Here is a 17,626-nt window from a genome sequence, read left to right on the forward strand (position 1 = left end):
GGTCCTTACCGCCGCTTCGCGGGCATTCCGAACGGGTAGAGGCCGCTGAGGTCCACGTGCTCGTAGGGCAGCGCGTCGAGGAAGACGGTGCCCACGAAGGGCCCGGGCGCCTCCACGACCAGAACGGTGGGCGCGTAGCCGGTTTCGTCGAAACCGCGGCGGAAGTGGATCCGTGACTTGACGACGAAGACATCGTAGTCGGCCGGGTCGATGGTCCCGAAGCGGAATGCGTCCGGGTAGAGGACCTGTTCGTAGGCGGGGGTGAGGAAGACGACATTGCCGTCGCCGAAGGAGACGGCGGCGATGCGGTCGTAGCCGAAGCCTTCCCCGAAGTACTCCACCGTGCCGGTGATGCGATGGGGGGAGCCGCCGGAGGGGGTGAAGCCTCCGATCTCGTGGTCGAAGGGGTCGCCGGCCCGGGCGCCGGCCGCCGCGAGGGCGTCGAGGGTGGCGGGCGACGTGATCGTGCCGTAGAGGACCTTCCCGATGCCCGCCGCCTCGAAGGCGCTCAGGATGTGCGTGGCGTCGCCGGGGCGGTCGCTGTAGTCGCCGACCGCGACGGGGGTCTCGCCGCGCGAGATGGCGGCCGCGACGGTCCGGGCGGCCTCGGCGGGGCCGGGGAAGCTGCCGAGCGCGAAGTCCTGGCGGACGCGCCACATGAAGTCGTCCATGTCGTCGGCGATCCGGTCCGCGAGCGCCTGGTCGCCGTTGGTCATGACCTGGATGGTGGCGCCCACGTCGGGCACGTCCGACCAGGGGTAGCCGAAGAAGACGCTCACGTAGGCGTCGTGCTCGCGCGACTCCCAGCGCCGCGCGCGCTCCATGATGTCCATGGCGGGAGACTGGCCGGTCCACTGCAGCACGGTGGCGGTGATGATCCCGGGTTTGCGGGTGGCGGTCGCGGGCTCGTATTCGCCCCGCGCGGCGAGCCGCAGGGCGCGGGCCGCGCGTTCGCCCTGGATGTACGAGTCGTAGTGGGGGAAGCGCTTGGTCACGAAGGAGAAGTCGGCGTGCTCGAGGAACTCGCCGTCCTCGTTGCCGTGGAGGTCGAAGGTCGCGGCGATGGGGACGTCCGGGCCGACGATCTCCCGGAACCGCCGGGCGATCTCGGCTTCGGGCCGGGGGACGTCCCGCACGGCCATCGCCCCGTGCAGCGCGAGAAAAACCCCGTCCACCGGCAGCTGCGCCTCCAGTTCGGCCAGCATGGCGTCCAGGAAATGCTCGAAGGTCTCCCGCGTGTTCCAGCTGCGCGACGAGCCCCCGAAGACGCCGAGCGGCGAGGTGAGCGGCACGAGTTCGATGTCCCCGAGCTCGCCGGCCCGCTGGACGAAGCCGCCGATGTAGTCGCCGGCGCCGAGCAGCGCGTCCCCGGAAACCGGCTCGCTGAAGCGAAGCCAGTCATCGACTTCGGTGTCGCCGCCGGGGCAGAAGGTGCAGGTCTCGTGCTGGTAGCTGGCGACGGCGAAACGGAGCGGGGCCACGTCGTCCCCCGAGGGAGAACCGCAGGCGAGGAGGGTTGCGGCAAGTGCCGCGGTCGCCGACAGCGATCCTCCACGCGGCGATCCGGGGGTCCGTTTCGATCCTTCGCGTTCCGTTGTCATTCGCTGGTCCCTCGTCTGTAGCCACCCTCGTTGTCGCCACCGGTAGAAGCTGTGGCAGAGTATGGGGAAGAAGCGGTCCAGCGGCCACTCGTCCCACGTCTGGCGGACCGGGATGCGCGCGATCGTGGTACTCAAGCACTGGCGGCAACAGCCCAGCCCAGCAGAGCCGATGCAACGCTTGCTACCGCAGGAGATGTTGCTGGACCACCAATACTTGCAACCCCATTCCGGCTTGCCGCTTGCGCTCCGACCGCCGTTGGCTGCGGGTCACGGTTCCCGGCTGAGGGGCAGAGTCGAACGTTGGTGCTGTTTGCAAGGACTCAAGCTGTGCAGTAGGCTTTCCGGGAGTTCACAGTCTAGGCCTTGGTTGGTGACTCCTTTGCTTGGCTGCTCACAGGCCGGACGTTACAGGCCACCCCTGAGACCTACCTCGCTCTCGTGAGATTCTGCGAAGCGCTGCTTCTCTTGGTGGGGCAGTTGTCTCCGCCACCAAGAGAAAATGACTTGTAGGGAAGCATCGGACTCGCGTAGCGACGCTCACTCGCACACATAGCAACCTTGAGGTGGAATCATGGCGGCCTCCCGGACTCCGACGCGTAAGCTCAGCATTCGCCTGCTACGCGAACATCTCAGACCGTCCGACTCACTTCGAAGCGGTGTTGAGTTGAAAGATTGGGTGAAACTCCCGAAGGCGAGAATCGCGTTCGGGAACCTGGGCCGTGATTTCGCTCCGGAATGGGCTGGCTTTCTTGAGTTGACCGAGCAAGAAAAGAAGTCGCTACGCAACCGATCAACATACGCTTTAGTCTTTCTCCACGTACGAGATAGATGGTTTTGTATTACCTTTGGGATAGGTCACGTCAAGCTCAAACTCGGCTGCTTCGAAAACAACTTTGGTCTTCAGGTCGCGTTGAACGAAGTTAATCCCGAGAACCTAAGAAGCGTTGATGTACGTACGCCGGATTCCAACACTCTTTTGCGTCGTAGCCAGAGCAGTCGCGGATCGGATCAGTCGATTTTCGGGATCGATATCCACCAAGACATCTTGCGCGTTCTTGCAGGGGAGGCGAAGGACACAGCGTTTGCCAAGCGTTTGGCCGGGGCCGACGCGTTGACACTTCACCGGAAGGCCACACTCCAAGATCTGCCTACAATTTGCGCCGATGCGTATGACAAATCACAGGAAGACACGTACAAGGAACACTTCGGTTGGATTGATCAAATTGCTCACGTTCGTGACCAAACGAGTATCGATGAACTAGAATCTCAACTGGCGACAACACTTACGGAAGCGCTAAAGGGTGAAGTCAAGAACTCACTGCACCTAGCGTTCCCCGAGATTTACGACCCGGAACAAGTACACGATGTGAAATACCGTGGCTTCAGAAGCACAACTAACTACAGCGACCTAGATTTATCTGGCTACGTTGAAGCCTTGCGAGAACGAGGGATCGACGAGTATTCGCGAGATTACTTGAGCCGACACAGAGTGCACGAGGTCGATGATCGAGGTCGGGACTGCGGGAGGCGCTGGACGATCGGTACGTGCCTCGGCTGTGAAGTGCGAAGTGATGGCGAGTTATATGTACTCTCAGGCGGTAAGTGGTATGCTATTGACCCGAATCTGGCAGCGGAAGTCAGGACGGCATTCGAGAGACTGCCGAAGGTTCAGATGCCCATGGCCAGACGTGAAGAGACAGAGCCGGCATACAACAAGCGCGTGGGTCGAGCGGGACCGGAGTTGCTTTTGATGGATCGTCGCAACATCAGGGCGACCGGGGCCGCTACGCCGTTTGAATTTTGCGATCTTCTGGGTCGGGATGGACGGCTGATTCATGTCAAGAATGGATCTGCGGCGTCGAGATTGAGTCACCTGTTCCTACAGGGAATCACGGCTGCGAGAGTGCTCAAGATCGATGATGGGTCCCGGGACGCGATACGAGGCAAGATTCGTGAGGCGCAGGAGGAGGTGGGACGAGAGGGATTCGAGTCCGTGATTCCGCTGCCTGATGAAGGGTTCGACGCCAAGAACTTCAAGGTGGTGTACGCCGTGATTCGGGCATCGGCTACGCGGCAGTTGTCGTTCTTCAGTCTGTTGTCTTTGGCGCGCGCGGAAGAGGAAATTCGGGCGTTGGGGTATCCTTGCGCGTTCGCGTGGATCGATCGGGAGGGCGTAGCATGACGGCTTCGCTCAAGGAAGGCGCTCTGCCGCGGAACAGCGATGCCGGTGATGCCATGCCGCGGTTGAGAGTGGATCCGTGGGATCCTGAGTACGGAGGCTCCGTTGAGCTTGAGGAGTTGCCTCCGGCGTCGGTGGACCTTGCGGTGGAGACCGACCGATGGAGGGCGAGGGCACCGCAAGCCGTCGACCGTCTGCCGCATTGCGCCTTCGTGGACGGGGTTCGGCGGATCGATCTGCGACTCTACGCGGAAGAAGCCGATTCGGTCGCCCCGGCGCTCGCAGGGTCCTGGGCGGTGGGATCGGCATGGGCGGCGGAGCCTCCCTCAATCGACCACGTGGAGGTTGGGAGGGCGCTGGTCGTTGGGGGCGGTCTGCGGCACCCGGACCTTGTTGCGCGAATCGGCGAGCAATCGCTGCAATACCCTTGCCGGAGCGTCTCAGGCCGATCTCCGATAGACCCGATCCAAGGCCTTCAGAACCAGATGCGGGAGGCGGAAGCAAATCTGGCTAGCCGGATCTTCGGGTCGGGCGAGGCGGAGTTGCTGATCCTGGACGGACCCCTCACCTACTTTTCCGTAGCTGGGCCGGTCGTCGGGCTGATCAAGCGGCAGTCGAGAGCCTACCTTCCGCCGGAACGCTCGGGCATCCTCGGCACGTTGGAGCCCGGGACGCGCACGCCTCTGTTCGGCATCGGGGATCAACAGTTGACGCGATACTCCTGGTACGTGCGGATCGCATCGGGGCGACCGATCGACGGAGTGATGACCGGGATCGTGCGGCTCGAGGTGTCGGCGGAGTCGGACGTCGCTGAAGCAGTCCAGCTCGCCGACCTGACGGCAGCGATCCTCCCCCGGTTTGCCTCGCGGATCGGGCGGGATCCGCGTGCGCCCCAGAACCTCTATCCCGTTGGGAGACTCGAATCCGTGTTGCGCCACCGGCTCGGAAACCCCCTACTGCTTCGGCGATCTCTTGAAGCTGCAGTTTGGCGGGAGGCTGGTCCGGCAACCTGACCCCCATCGCGCCGGCAGTTACTTGCCGAAGTCGAACCGTAGAAGCCGACGTGAAGCTGCGGCGGATTCACTGAAAGGCAGCCCGTGGACATGTCTGTGCAGGAGAGTCAACCCGTTGGCGTCGTGCTGGGTACCGAGCCCTCCACGCCGCTCAAGTGGTGGATCGCGATCCGCCCCGACGCGTACGTGCAGCTCGACGATGTCGTGCTGGTACGGACCCACGTGCCGGACGTCGGCGAGGTACGCCTGTCGGGTGTGGTGAGCATGGTCCGCGCGCAGCACGAGGGGAGCCGCTTCGAGAGCGATGTCTTCCTGTCCGAGGAAGGAGTTCTGCCTCTCCAGGTGGCGAGTTCGGCCCAAGTAGTTACAACCCGGGTTGAGCCCGAGATCTGGGTGCCACCGTCGCCGGGCGAGGAAGTCGTACGGGTTCGAGGTGGGGAACGGGACGAGGCGCTTCACTTCGACGCCATGGAGAAGACGCTGGTCGCGGGGCAATCGCGGGACCAGCTGCCCGTGTACCTCGACCTCTCGTTCCTCGATGGGCAGCGGGGCGCGCACGTCAACATCTCCGGCGTCTCCGGCGTGGCCACGAAGACGACCTATGCGAGCTTCCTCCTCTACACCCTTTTTCACTCGGACGTCCTCGGGCGAGAGGCCGCGAACACGAAGGCGCTGGTCTTCAACGTCAAGGGTGAGGACCTGCTCTTCCTGGACCAACCCAACCGGCAACTCGATGACTCCGCGCGCGAGCGGTACGAAGCCCTGGGCCTTGAGCCGGGCCCATTCCGATCGGTGGGGATCTGGGCCCCGGCCCGCCGGGGAAGCGGCGAGCCCGTGCCGGATACCGGCAGCCGGCAGAAGGGGGTCCGGCCCTACTTCTGGACCGTGCGCGATGTCGTCCGCGGTGAGTTGCTGAGATTCATGTTCGCCGAAGCCGGAGATGAACGGAGCCAGATTGCCGATCTCGTCGCGCGTGTCGAGGCGGGCCTCGCACGTGAGGCGGAGGACGTTCCGGACAGTCCCGCCACCGTACGCTTCCCCGATGACGACGGAGGCGCGCGCCACATCAGATCTTTCGCGGCCCTGTGCGACCTCATCGAGGAACGGCTATCGACCGACGGTTCGAACTGGGCCGGATACGCCGCGCCGGGGACCGTGACCGCCTTCCTGCGTCGCCTGCAGAGTGCACGGTTCCACTGCGGGCACCTCATCCGGGGCGCCGAAGCGTCCGATCCCGAAGAACACCGGATCGACTGGGAAAGCAAGCAGGTTTCGGTCATCGACATCCACAACCTGCACGACCGCGCGAAGCGGTTCGTCGTCGGCGTCGTCGTGAAACGCCTCTTCGAGCAGAAGGAAGCCGCGGGCACGGCGCGCCCTCTCGTGTTTCTGGTCCTCGACGAGTTGAACAAGTACGCACCCCGGGACGGGTGGTCGCCGATCAAGGAAGTCCTTCTTGACATCTCCGAACGGGGGCGGAGCCTGGGTGTGATCCTGATCGGCGCTCAGCAGACCGCCAGCGAGATCGAGCGGCGCATCGTGGCCAATGCGGCGATCCGAGTGGTGGGTCGCCTCGATCCGGCCGAAGCGGCCCGAGCCGAGTACGGGTTCCTGACCGAAACGGCCCGGCAGCGGGCGGTCCTCTTGAAGCCGGGTACGATGCTCCTGCAGCAGCCGCACCTGCCTCTCCCGCTTGAGGTCACATTTCCGTTCCCCTCGTGGGCTACGCGCTCAAGCGAGGCCGGCTCCGTGTCGAAGACGCGAGATCCGTTCGCGAGATTTGAGCAACAGACTCCCACGGACGGCAAATGACCGTCCTCGACGGATTGTCGCACTGAAATCACCCTCGAAGGAGAATCGTTGCCAATGAAGATCCTTCACACATCCGATTGGCACGTAGGGAAGACCCTCTACCGGCGGCCACGGCTCGACGAAGCGCAGGAAGTTCTCGCCGAGATCGTTGATATCGCAGAACGGGAGGCGGTGGATGCCGTGCTCGTGTGCGGAGACATCTTCGATCACACAGCTCCATCGGCTGAGGCGGAGAAGATCGTCTACGATACGCTGGTGGAGATGGAACGCCGGGAGATTCCCGTCATCCTCGTTCCCGGAAACCACGATCATTGGAAGCGTTGGAGAGTCGTGGAGCCGCTGCTCCAGCGCTTCACGATCCGAGTTGTGCCGGAAGTGCGGCGGCCGGACAAAGGCGGGATCGTCCGCATCGAGGCTCGCGACAAATCCACCGAACTGCAGGTCGCGGTTCTTCCCTGGGTCTTCGAACGGCAACTCTTCAGTGCGCGCGAACTCATGGGCCTGGGCGGGGAGGCCTTCCAAAGCTACGCGGAAGAGATGCAGGTGCTCATCGATAAGCTCTGCGAGCCGCTCGATGCTTCCGTCTGCACCGCCTTCGCGGCCCATCTCTTCATCTCGGGATCCAAGCTTGGCGAAGGACAGCGGCAGCTTACAATAGGGCAGACCTTCGCCATCACGCCCCAAGCGCTTCCCGAGGTGCAGTACACGGCGCTGGGGCATGTCCACCGGCCCCAGCGGGTGCCGGGTTCGTCGCGCCCCGCGTACTACTCCGGATCGCCACTCCAGCTCGATTTCGGAGAGGTCGAACAGCAGAAGTCCGTCAACATCGTGGAACTCGAGCCGGGTCAGCCGGCGGACGTCCGTACCGAGGCCATCACCGGCGGACGGCGGCTCCGCGACGTGAGCGGAACGTACGAGGAACTCGAGGCCCGGAAGGACGAGCTGGGCGACGCCTTCCTCCGCGTCAATCTCGAGTGCGGGGGGGCCCTGCCCGGCCTCGGAGATCAGGTGCGAGCGCTGCTCCCGGATGCGCTCAGCGTGAAGTTGGTTTATCCGCAGGAGGAGACGCAAACGGAGACCAGAATCCGCGGTCTCACGGCCCGCGAGCAATACGCCCACTACTTGCGAGAGAAGCAGGGAATCGATCCCGCTGAGGACGAACTCGATCTGTTCGAGTCGCTCCTGATGGAGGTGGCGGGATGAGGCCCGTTCGTTTGGTCGTGGAAGGCTTCACGTCGTTCCGGAAGACTCAGGAAATCGACTTCAGCGAGTTGGACCTGTTCGTCATCACCGGTCCCACCGGATCCGGCAAGACCAGCATCCTGGACGCCGTCACCCTGGCCCTCTACGGGACGGTACCGCGTACTGGCAAACGCGACCTGAAGGAATTGATCTCGCTAGGAGCGGCGCAAACCAAGGTCCAACTCGATTTTCGAGTAGCGAATGTGGACTACCGAGTGGCCCGACGGATCCGCAAGCAGGGGGCCCAGGTTGCCACGCTTGAACGAATCGAGGGGGAGGCGGCGATTCCCGAGGTGGAGCGGGGCGGGGTGACGGCGGTGAACGAGCGAGTCGTCGAGATTCTCGGGCTCGATTACCCGTCGTTCACCACAGCCGTGCTCCTGCCGCAGGGTGATTTTGCGTCGTTCCTCACGGGGGACGTGAAGGAGCGGCGGAGAATTCTCATTCGCCTCTTGGACCTGGGCAGGTTCGAACGTGCGGGGGCGCTTGCGCGGAAGGAGGCGAGCAGGCTGCGGACAGCGGTCGAGACGAGAGTGGAACTGCTCGCGGAGGAGTACGGCGACGCGACGGACGAAGCCTTGGAGGAGGCCCGGAAGCAAGCGCGGGAGGCGGACGAGGCCGCAGACCGTGCGGAAGCGGCGCATCGGAAGGCGCGGGATCATCTGGCTGAGAGAAACGAGGTGGTGGGCCGCAGCAGCGACATTGCCGATGTGGTGATGGCCCTCGAGGCCCAAGGGCCGCAGCTCGAAGACGCGGTTGCCGAGCTGGAGGAGCAGGACCTGCGCGATTCGGAAACCAAAGCTGCCTTCAAGGCCGCCGAGAGCGCGCTGTCGGACGCTCGGGATGCGAGACGCAAAGCGCGTGCGGCGTGGAGTGAGACCGTCGAAGAGACGGGAGGGGAAGGCGATCTGGCGACGCTCAAGGCGGCCGCCGAATCGCTGAGAGGGGCGGACGAGGAGATTATACGCCGGTCGGCCGAAATCGAAGAGAACGCGCAAGCGCTGGACGCGGCCAAGTCCCAAGCTGAGCAGTTGCAGGTGAAGCAAGAGTCGGCAAGCGCGGCGGAAGCCGACGCAACCCAGGCCCATGAGGCGGCCGTCGAAGCGCGAAGTTCCGCCGAGGAGATACTCAGGATCGCTGAACGGGCGGAGGGGCTCGGCCGAGATCTCCAAACGAGGGTCAAGGAACTAGAAGCACTCGGCGACAAGGTGGCGGGGACCGAAACCGACCGCCGACGTGCGGTGAAGGACCGTGATCGGAGAGAGGCTGAACTCCGGGCGGTCGAGACCGAGCACCGGGCTGCGGCGCTGAGGCTGCGATTGGAGGAAGGCGACGAGTGTCCCGTCTGCGGTGCTTCCATCGAGGAACTCCCGACGACGGAGGCGGAAACCGAATCAGTGCTGACGGCGCACGAAGGCGCGTTTCGCGAGGCACAAGAGGCCTTGGTCAGCGTGGAGAAGCGGCTCTCTTCTCAGATGGCAAAGCGCGAGGAAACGGAGGCCGCCGCGACAGCGCTTGAGCAGCAGTTGCAGGCACTGGAACACCCAGCCTCAGTTGAGGACGCGAAAGCAACGCTGACGAGCGCGGTCGAGCGCGAAGCGGACGCGAAGAAGAGCTTGGAGGCCGAGAGGGACCGCAAGACAGCGATTGCGGACGAATTGGCCGAGTCGAAGGCCAAGCTGGCCGAGTTCCAAGCCACCGAACGGGAGGCCAGGAAAGCGTGCGACCTGGCGTGGGAGCGGGTGGAGGCTGCCAACATGCGGCTGAGTGATGGTCTTGGTGACCCGATTCCGGAGCCAGTGGAAGAAGTGATCGAGGCACGGATCAAGCGTCTCGGAGAAGCTACCGACGTGCGGAGGAAGGCCGAAGTCGCTTGCGAAGAAGCCGAAGAAGCACACAGGAGAGCGGTTGAGGCTCGAAAGGTCGTGACCGACGACTTGGCCGATCTCGACGGTCAGCGTGAGAATCACCGAACTTTGTTGGGGGAGCGTGGCGAGCGACTCCGTCGTCTGGAGGTCGAGATTCCCGATCCCCCCGGCCCGACCGATCCCGAGGACCGCATGGCGGAGACCGATGGCCTGCACGCCTATACCGGTCTTCTCTGTGGAGCGGCGCGCCAAAAAACCACCGAGCTGGAAGCCGAAATCGAGACGCTCGATGCCTCGATTCGAGCCCAAGCCTCCGACGTCGGTGTCGACGCGACGTCACTCGACGTTTCGGCTGCCATATCCGCCCTCGAGGAAGCTGTCCGCGAGACCCGGCGGACCGCCGATCAATCGGCGGGAGCCATCGAGTTACTCGAGAGGCGGCTTGAGCGGAAGGCGGAGATGCGGGGCGAAATCGAGGAGAAGCGCGATCGCATGCATCAGTACGACAAGCTTGCGACCGAACTGAAGACCGATCGATTCATCGGCTTCCTCCTCGATGAGAGCATAGAGGATCTCGCTCTGCGCGCGTCGCATGAACTGAAGAAGATCTCGGCAGGACAGTACAGTCTCACTTCGTCCAGGAACAACTTCACGGTGATCGACCACGCCAACGCGGACGAACACCGAAGCGTGGTAACCCTCTCGGGTGGCGAGACGTTCCTGGCTTCACTTGCGCTCGCACTCGCCCTGGCTCAGGGGATCGCTGACATCGCCGGACACTCGGCTGCGGCCCGTCTCGACGCGATGTTCATCGACGAGGGCTTCGGAACTCTGGATCCCGAGAGCCTGGATCAGGCCGTTGAGGCGTTCGAGCGGCTCCGCGATGGCGAGCGGATGGTAGGGATCATCACTCACGTGCCCACCTTGGCCGAACGCATCCCGGATGGCCTCAGCGTCGAACAAAAGGTCGGTGGCACCGTCGTAGGCGTCCGTTAGGCTCGCCAGAAGCCGTGTCGTCGTAACTCGTCTACCGGGAGCAGTCGTTCCATGTGGTTCTCGGACGTCGGAGTCCAGCGAGGCTGTATCGTTGCGAAGGATCCGATTCGACGGGACTTGACCGCAGCGGTGGCCGTACCGTACTTCCGTGGCCCGCTCTTGCTGAGGGCGTTTCGACAGGTCAGGTGAGCAACCGTATTCCTTCATGGTGAATCAACCACTCCCCCAGTGGCGCTTCCGCGCGATGGCTCCGTCCGAGCCGAACCAGAATCCGATTCAGGGGGAGTTCTTCAGCGCCAACCTTCCGGAGCGCTTCATTCGGGAGTCGGTGCAGAACTCCCTCGATGCCCGGGCCGGGCGGGAGCCGGTCACGGTCCGGTTCACGATCGGCGGCCCGGAAAGGGCTGTCCCCGTTGAACGGACTGGCCGGTATCTGAAGGGATTGCAGCGTCACTTCGAGGCCGTCATGCGCGCCGAGAGCGGAAGCCTCGCGAAAGACAGCGACCGGCGCCGGGAACTGCGGAGCCGGGTGGCCCTTCTTAAGGAACCCCTGCCGTTCCTCATCGTGGAGGACTTCGGGACGACAGGACTTCAGGGCGACATCACGGCGAATGAAATTCAAGCGCAGGGCAACGACTTCTGGGGCTTCTTCCGTTCAATCGGCATTTCTCCGAAGGGAGAGGACGCCGGTGGCTCGTGGGGGCTGGGGAAGTGGGTTTTCCCCGACGCATCGAAGCTGAATGCTTTTCTCGGCGTTACGCGGCGCACCGGCGAGACGCGGTTCCTGCTCATGGGCCAGGCGATGCTGAAGCTGCACGAGCTGGACGGGAGCAAGTATCCGCCCGTTGGTTTCTTCGCGGCCGGATCCAAGGACGATGACAGGTACTGGTTGCCCATGCCCGTCGAGTCGGCGGGACTCCGGCGGCGCCGCGGCGGCGTCAGCGAGGGCGCCGCAGCCTGTTTCGTGCAGGCGGCGATGAGCGAGTTCGGGCTCCGCCGCGCTGGCGAGCCGGGGACTTCCGTTGTGATTCCGCACCCCAAGGACGAACTGACCGAGCCGGCGAACCTGGTCCGGGCCGCGATCCGGCAGTACTTCCACCCGATCGTCGCGGGCGACCTCGTCGTGGAAGTCGCCGCGCCGGAAGAGCCAACGCGCAGGATCGACGCCGCGACCATCGTCGATGAGGCCCGCCGAACGGGGGATGGCCCCGAGGACGATCCGGAACAGCGGGCCGAAGCCCTCATCCGCGCGATCACGCTGGCCCGCTGGGGGAACGGGCAGGAAGACGGGCTCGTCGAAGCCGACGCCCGGCGCAAACAGCCGGTCATCGCCGCCGACCAGGTGGAGCAACTCCGTGCCCGCTACAACGATGGTCGTCGGCTCGCGTTTCGCGTATGGTCGAAGGTCGGAGGCAAGTCGAACAGCTTCACGGTCTTGCTCGAGGGCGACGACAGCCTCGACACGGGTCACGACTACTATGTGCGCGGTCATCTCCACATCCCGCGCATGGACTATCTGACCAGGCATCGCGCCAGGGCTCTGATCGTCGTCGACAACACGTCCGATCTGGGGCACCTGCTTCGGGACGCGGAGGGCCCGGCGCACGAGAAGTGGCGCGCCGATGCGCCGCGTCTCAAGGAAAAGGGGTGGCCCGCCGCCGCAGAGCGGGTGCGAGAGGTGCAGAACGCGGCGGCCCGAATTCTCGAAGCCCTCGCGGAGAAACCGGCCGATGTGAGGCGGGACGCGCTCTCCGATCTCTTCCCGGCCGATACCGGCGGTCGCCGCGGACCCGGACCGGCGCGACCGGGTCCCTCCCCCATTCCGTCCGAGAACAGGCTTTCGCTCCGCATCCACCGCGTCCCAGGCGGGTTTCGCCTCAGGCCGGTCGGCGACCAGGACCCTTCCGGGAAGACGTTCGAGGTGCGCATGGCCTACGACGTGGCTCGCGGCACGACGACAACGGCGCTCTCCCGGTTCGACGCAGGACTCAGAGCCGGGTGCCCCGACTTCTCGCTGAGAAACGGTCAGCTGCACGTGCAAGCCGAGGAATGCGAGGCTGACGTGAGGTCCGAGAACGAACTCCACCTCAGCGTGCGGGGCCCGGATTTCTCGCTTGGCGTGACGGGCTTCGATGAGCGAGACCTGGTCGTGAAGGTGCTGCCGGTCGAGTACGCGACCGTTGAGGATCATGAGGAGGAGGTACGGACGGTATGATTCGCCGATTCAACCACACCGGACGGATCTCGATTCCCAGCGGTCGCGCGACCGTGACACTGCGGCGGGTCGAGGGGAACGGCGCCGTTCGTCGTGGCGACGCTGCAGCCGACGCCCCGGACACCGCCTGGTGTTTCGATCTGAAGCTGGATCTCGGCGCGTACCGCTTCCCAGCGGACTCCCGCGTGCGGGTCGAAGCATGGCGGGGCAACACCTTCCAGCGCTGGGACTGGGGGAGGGTGGGAGCCGCGGCCGTACCGGCCGAGCGGGATCGGATCCTCAGGGATGTACCGGCGACCAGCCAGTTCCGCGTGTCCGTCATCGCGGCCGGGAACTCCGGTCGACTGCTGGGCTTGGCCGACAAGCTGCGACCGCGGCTACCCGTGGAGTCGCTGCTTCCGCTGATGCCCGACGACCTCGGCGGCGAGGTGTGGCGCCTGGACTATGGGCGGGGAGACGACATCGTCGTACTCAAGGTGAACCGCGATCTCCCCGACTTCGACCGGACCGTCCGCGCGGACCCCGCCTTCCGCGGCCTTGTCATGCCTCAAGTGCTCCGGTCGGTCCTCGAGCGGGCACTGCTCGTCGACCGCGAGGATCCCGAGGATCCCGAAGGCCGCTGGTCATCGTGGTTCGACCTCGCCCGGAGCATCCTGCCGGATCGCGATCCGCCTTCCGTAAGCCGCGACACGCAGGACGACGAGATCGAGCAGGCGGACCGCTGGATCGAAGAGGTGGTCGCGGCGTTCTCCGCTGACAAGGTCAAGGCCTTGGGCGGCTATTGCGAAGCGTGGAAGACGAGATGAAGGCCCGCGAGTTTACCGCGAAAGGAGTCAAACGCGCGCGGAAGTTCCTGGACCAGGTGCGCGAAGATCCCGGGAGCGGCCTGACTCCGCCCCGCGACCTGCTGGAGGGACGAGAATACACGCGCGCGTTTCGCGGGGAGCTTACGGTCGAGCGCAGGCGACAGCCCTTCGCGTCCCGCCGCGAGATCGGCGAATATCTCGCCCCCCGGCTGAAGCCGCTCGGTCCGCAGATCGCCGACCGAACCTCGCTGTGGTCTTGGCTCGGCCTGTTCCATTTCGAGAACACCGTGCGGATCGTCGACGGGGCCATGCGGTTGTCTCCGCTGGACGAGACCTTCGTGATCGACCCGCTCGACAACCAGACCCTGCGCGGCCAGCACCGCCACTACCTCCGCGCTGCCTGGCAGCTGTACGAAGTGCATGGAAATAATGCGGCGTTTCTGCTGAATCAGCCGCCGACGGCGCGAGGTGGGATCGCGGACGCGGTGTTCCGATCTCACCGGACGTTCAACTCGGTGGGCGTCGTTCCGTTGATCCTGGGACTCTATACGGCCGACGGTCGTCTGAAACGCGGATTCAATGATCGGCCCGGCGGTCTGCGTCACCTCTTCCGCGTCCTCGAGCAGCTTGAACGCACCTACGATGTATACGGAATGTCCGCCCACTGCATCGTTCGCATTCTGCCACCGGAGTTCCAGCCGTGGGCGAATGGCGCCAGCGCCCCCGCGACAAGCCCCAAGGCTCCGCGTCAAGAGGAACAGCCGAAGAAACCTGCATCAGCCCGCTCCATCCATCAGCCGGACAGTGGCCAGCCGCGATCGAACCGTAGGGCAGGGGGTGGTCCGCCGCCGCGACCCCAAGAGCCTCACTCCGAGCCCGCGCGGTCCGTTTCGAAGGACCCGAAGCTCGAGCAATGGGAGGCGGACGCACGCCGGAAGGGCCACGGCGCCATGCGATACAAGGGGTTCCGAGCCACGGTGAGTGTCAACGCTACGACCGGAGCCTTGCAAGGGCGGGTCATGGGTCCCGCTGGCTGGTGGATCGGGAGAGTCGAAGCACAAGACGCGGTCGAGTTCACTCAGGCATTCAGACGCCACGTGAACGAGTATCTGGCAAGCGGCCGCAGCTGAGCATACTCGCTCCGATGTCGGCAACGGCACTCGAAGGATTGGCGGCTTCAGGATTCCCTAGCGTGTTTTCGGCTGCCCTCAGGAAGTCGTCGATGAGCGCCCGCCTCTGGGTGCCCGCCCGGTATTCCCCCAGCTCCGTCTCGACCGCCGCCCCGCCCCCGTCATCCGCTGTCCGCACCTTCTCCTCGATTCGGGTCTTCTCGCCCTAGCGCCACGCCTTGAGGAGCACCTCGGCGAGCGTTCGACGAGGAAGGTTTTACGGCAAGGCTCGCAGTTGTCCATCGCGCAGGCGGCGGCCCCCGGCGTTTACCGGAAGCGAGCGGTGTCCGGCGACTGCGGCTGAGGTTGACACGGATTCCGGCGGCGCGCTATGAGCATTGTAACATCATTCCAGCCAGTCCATCACTAAGCATGAGAGGGTTCCATGGAAGAAGTTCTTGGATGGGTTGTATCTCAGACAGGAGCAGTCATCGTGGGCGGGGCACTCGGATGGGTCGGAAACGTTCTATCGAGCAGAAAAAGGTTCCGCGAACTTGAAGAATTCAAGGCGGAGCATGAGGTTCGCGTATCGGTGATCGAACAACTCGTGCCGCCACGCACCGGCGAGGCTTCCAAGGTCAGGGGAAGGTGGAAGTTCGATAGCGACGCAGGCGTAGTCGTATTCAACTCGACGCCCGAACCGATGGTCGTCAGGGTACACGACGCGATGACCGTCATGACCGATGTTGGTGATTGGCTCCGAAGGCATGGTCTCGAAGAACCTCTCCCCAATGCAACGTACGACTATGAGCCGCAGTCTGAAGAGGATGAAAAATCGTGGATCGAAGATCTAGGAAAAAAAATGAACGACCCGAGGCCCTCGGGGGAGTAAGTCCCAAGGGATTCCTCGTTTCAAGTCTTGTTTCCGGTCGCAGACGCGGTGTGTAACTTCGATACAACCCCCAAGCCCGGAGAGGGAAAGATGCCACGCTGGTTGTCGTTCTTGAAGAGGATCCTGAAGCTGCCGGAGGAGAAGATGCACATCGACGAGAAGAAGAGCCGCGTGCGGGTGTGGGTGACCTACGTCGCAACGTGGTGGGTCTTCCTAATGAGCGGCCTCCTGATCTTGAGGGCCGTGGGTTGGGGAGGAGGCATCCCGGTGAACGTAACGACCGGTACGGGCGGGGATCCGAATACGGTGACGGTGGCCGTGGACACCGCCTTCGGGATAGCCAAGGACATCTACATGACGGTTCTGCCTGTCGCCACCGGCGTCATCACCTACTGGTTCGCGAGCCGGGGGATTACGAGGAAGGGAGTGGAGGGTAAGCCCGAGGAGGCTGCGCCCGACGCTGGCTCCTAGCCGCGAGCATATGTCTCCACCGTCAAGCTCGGAACCACCGCATAGCGAGAAAGGGTCGCACCAAGAGCTTCTCGTGGAACTCGCGCCTGCCTTGGAGGCGGGCAGGACGCTCGAGCGGGAGCTGGACCGCCATTTTGCGCGCCGCTTCAACGTGTTCGAGTATCTCCGCACGGACGAACTTGGCCTATCACGCGTGATAGCGGACCTGCTCGACCCTGCGAACGAGCACGGGCAAGGCGCGACGTTCCTCAAGGCCATGCTGGAGGTGTTTCCGCACACACGGGAGCGTTTCGTTCAGTTCGAGTCGGTGTCCGGGTCTCCAATAGCTGTACGGACGGAGCATCCGACTTCCGCAGGCGGGCGAATCGACATCACGGTAGACATCCCGGATGGCGACGGGTTCTTCTGTCTGGCTTTCGAGAACAAGCCGTACGCGCCGCAAGATGCCGGTCAGGTGACCGCGTACCTGAGATACCTTAGCGAGCAGTACTCCCGGCGTTTCCTGCTGGTGTATCTGCCGCCGTCAGGCGAGGGGCCGTCAGACCGAGATCTCCCACGGGCCGACCGCGAGCTCTGGGAGAGCTATTTTGCGATCATGCCGTACGCGGGCGAGAACTCGCTGGCAGACTGGTTCGCAGCCTGCCGGAAGCGGTGCAAGGCCGAGCGCGTAAAGGCGTTCCTGAGGGATGCGGAGCTACACTGCAGGAGAGATTTCGGTGAGGCGACGATGACGACGGACCGACCGACTCAAGCAGCGAAAGAATATCTTCTCAAGAATCCACGTCACATGCCGGCGGCGCTCGCGGTGCACGACGCATGGTCCGACGTGCGCGACGAGGTGTGCAAGCAGTTCCTCGAGCAGCTTTGCGGAGTGATCGACTACCGACTGCACGAGGAGTTACCGGACCGCGACGTCCGGGTGCAGTGCCGCTACGGAGGCGACGTGCCCTACTCGAATATCCTGTGGGTCGTTAGCGACGCATGGATACGGTACGAGGACACGGACCCTCTGCACCCGGACGGGCGTACTACGATCCGGCTCGAAGCTAAAGCCGATAAGGGGTGCGGAGGGCCGAACGGTTGGGAGTGGGGCGTGTGCAGCCCGAAGTCCCGTTCCGAGATGACCGCATCGGAGCAGGAGCGGCGCGACAGGTTGCACGAGGCATTGCGAGAACGGGAACTCCGCCTCACCCGCAGTACCGTTAAGTGGCCACGGTGCGACTACGTCAGGCGGTACGTGAACTGGTACTCCCTTGTACCGGACCTTTACGAGGAGTGCGAAGTTGGGGGCGGGAGGATCACCAGCTACTTCGCCGACCGCTTGCTCGACATCGCTCGAATCGCGGTCCCCGCCATAAACGAAGTGGAGGCTAGGCCGCACTCCGGGACCTGACCTCGATGAGGCGCGGGTTAGGTGATCAC

General features: G+C 64.1%; 12 protein-coding genes. 11 read left to right on the forward strand and 1 reads right to left on the reverse strand.

Translation table 11 applies throughout. The features are described 5' to 3' along the window. Nucleotides 1-5 precede the first annotated feature (5 nt). Nucleotides 6-1,601: a M81 family metallopeptidase gene (locus tag ACQY5G_RS09760; protein ID WP_428273478.1), complete on the reverse strand. Its 1,596-nt coding sequence runs from the start codon at nucleotides 1,599-1,601 to the stop codon at nucleotides 6-8. A 571-nt stretch (nucleotides 1,602-2,172) separates the two neighbouring features. On the opposite strand from ACQY5G_RS09760, the gene ACQY5G_RS09765 reads away from it, so the two are divergent. The 11 genes from ACQY5G_RS09765 (at nucleotide 2,173) to ACQY5G_RS09815 (ending at nucleotide 17,597) form a co-directional block, all read left to right on the forward strand. Continuing rightward, complete coding sequence (locus tag ACQY5G_RS09765) at nucleotides 2,173-3,783, forward strand: DUF6119 family protein (RefSeq protein WP_428273480.1); 1,611 nt, start codon at nucleotides 2,173-2,175, stop codon at nucleotides 3,781-3,783. A 482-nt stretch (nucleotides 3,784-4,265) separates the two neighbouring features. After that, the gene (locus tag ACQY5G_RS09770; RefSeq protein WP_428273482.1) at nucleotides 4,266-4,793 is read left to right on the forward strand and encodes a hypothetical protein; all 528 of its coding nucleotides are present in this window, start codon (nucleotides 4,266-4,268) and stop codon (nucleotides 4,791-4,793) included. 90 nt (nucleotides 4,794-4,883) lie between these two features. Continuing rightward, nucleotides 4,884-6,605: an ATP-binding protein gene (locus ACQY5G_RS09775; protein ID WP_428278678.1), complete on the forward strand. Its 1,722-nt coding sequence runs from the start codon at nucleotides 4,884-4,886 to the stop codon at nucleotides 6,603-6,605. 54 nt (nucleotides 6,606-6,659) lie between these two features. Then, complete coding sequence (locus ACQY5G_RS09780) at nucleotides 6,660-7,808, forward strand: metallophosphoesterase family protein (RefSeq protein WP_428273484.1); 1,149 nt, start codon at nucleotides 6,660-6,662, stop codon at nucleotides 7,806-7,808. Continuing rightward, nucleotides 7,805-10,711 carry an AAA family ATPase gene (locus ACQY5G_RS09785; protein WP_428273486.1) on the forward strand — a complete coding sequence of 969 codons (2,907 nt, stop codon included), beginning with the start codon at nucleotides 7,805-7,807 and terminating at the stop codon, nucleotides 10,709-10,711. The genes ACQY5G_RS09780 and ACQY5G_RS09785 overlap by 4 nt, the downstream gene beginning before the upstream one ends. A gap of 205 nt (nucleotides 10,712-10,916) precedes the next feature. After that, complete coding sequence (locus tag ACQY5G_RS09790) at nucleotides 10,917-12,926, forward strand: hypothetical protein (RefSeq protein WP_428273488.1); 2,010 nt, start codon at nucleotides 10,917-10,919, stop codon at nucleotides 12,924-12,926. Next, on the forward strand, nucleotides 12,923-13,732 hold the full coding sequence (locus tag ACQY5G_RS09795) for a hypothetical protein (protein WP_428273490.1): 810 nt from the start codon (nucleotides 12,923-12,925) through the stop codon (nucleotides 13,730-13,732). Before ACQY5G_RS09790 ends, ACQY5G_RS09795 begins: the two co-directional genes overlap by 4 nt. Continuing rightward, nucleotides 13,729-14,862 carry a hypothetical protein gene (locus ACQY5G_RS09800; RefSeq protein ID WP_428273492.1) on the forward strand — a complete coding sequence of 378 codons (1,134 nt, stop codon included), beginning with the start codon at nucleotides 13,729-13,731 and terminating at the stop codon, nucleotides 14,860-14,862. The genes ACQY5G_RS09795 and ACQY5G_RS09800 overlap by 4 nt, the downstream gene beginning before the upstream one ends. A 424-nt stretch (nucleotides 14,863-15,286) precedes the next feature. Beyond that, a complete protein-coding gene (locus tag ACQY5G_RS09805; protein WP_428273494.1) occupies nucleotides 15,287-15,733 on the forward strand; it encodes a hypothetical protein in 447 nt (148 codons plus the stop codon). Nucleotides 15,734-15,823: 90 nt separating this feature from the next. After that, the gene (locus tag ACQY5G_RS09810) at nucleotides 15,824-16,204 is read left to right on the forward strand and encodes a hypothetical protein (RefSeq protein WP_428273496.1); all 381 of its coding nucleotides are present in this window, start codon (nucleotides 15,824-15,826) and stop codon (nucleotides 16,202-16,204) included. A gap of 73 nt (nucleotides 16,205-16,277) precedes the next feature. Then, complete coding sequence (locus ACQY5G_RS09815) at nucleotides 16,278-17,597, forward strand: PD-(D/E)XK nuclease family protein (protein WP_428273498.1); 1,320 nt, start codon at nucleotides 16,278-16,280, stop codon at nucleotides 17,595-17,597. The last annotated feature ends 29 nt before the right edge of the window (nucleotides 17,598-17,626 follow it).

The sequence above is a fragment of the Candidatus Palauibacter sp. genome (genome assembly GCF_965261555.1).
In the GTDB taxonomy this organism is placed as follows: domain Bacteria; phylum Gemmatimonadota; class Gemmatimonadetes; order Palauibacterales; family Palauibacteraceae; genus Palauibacter.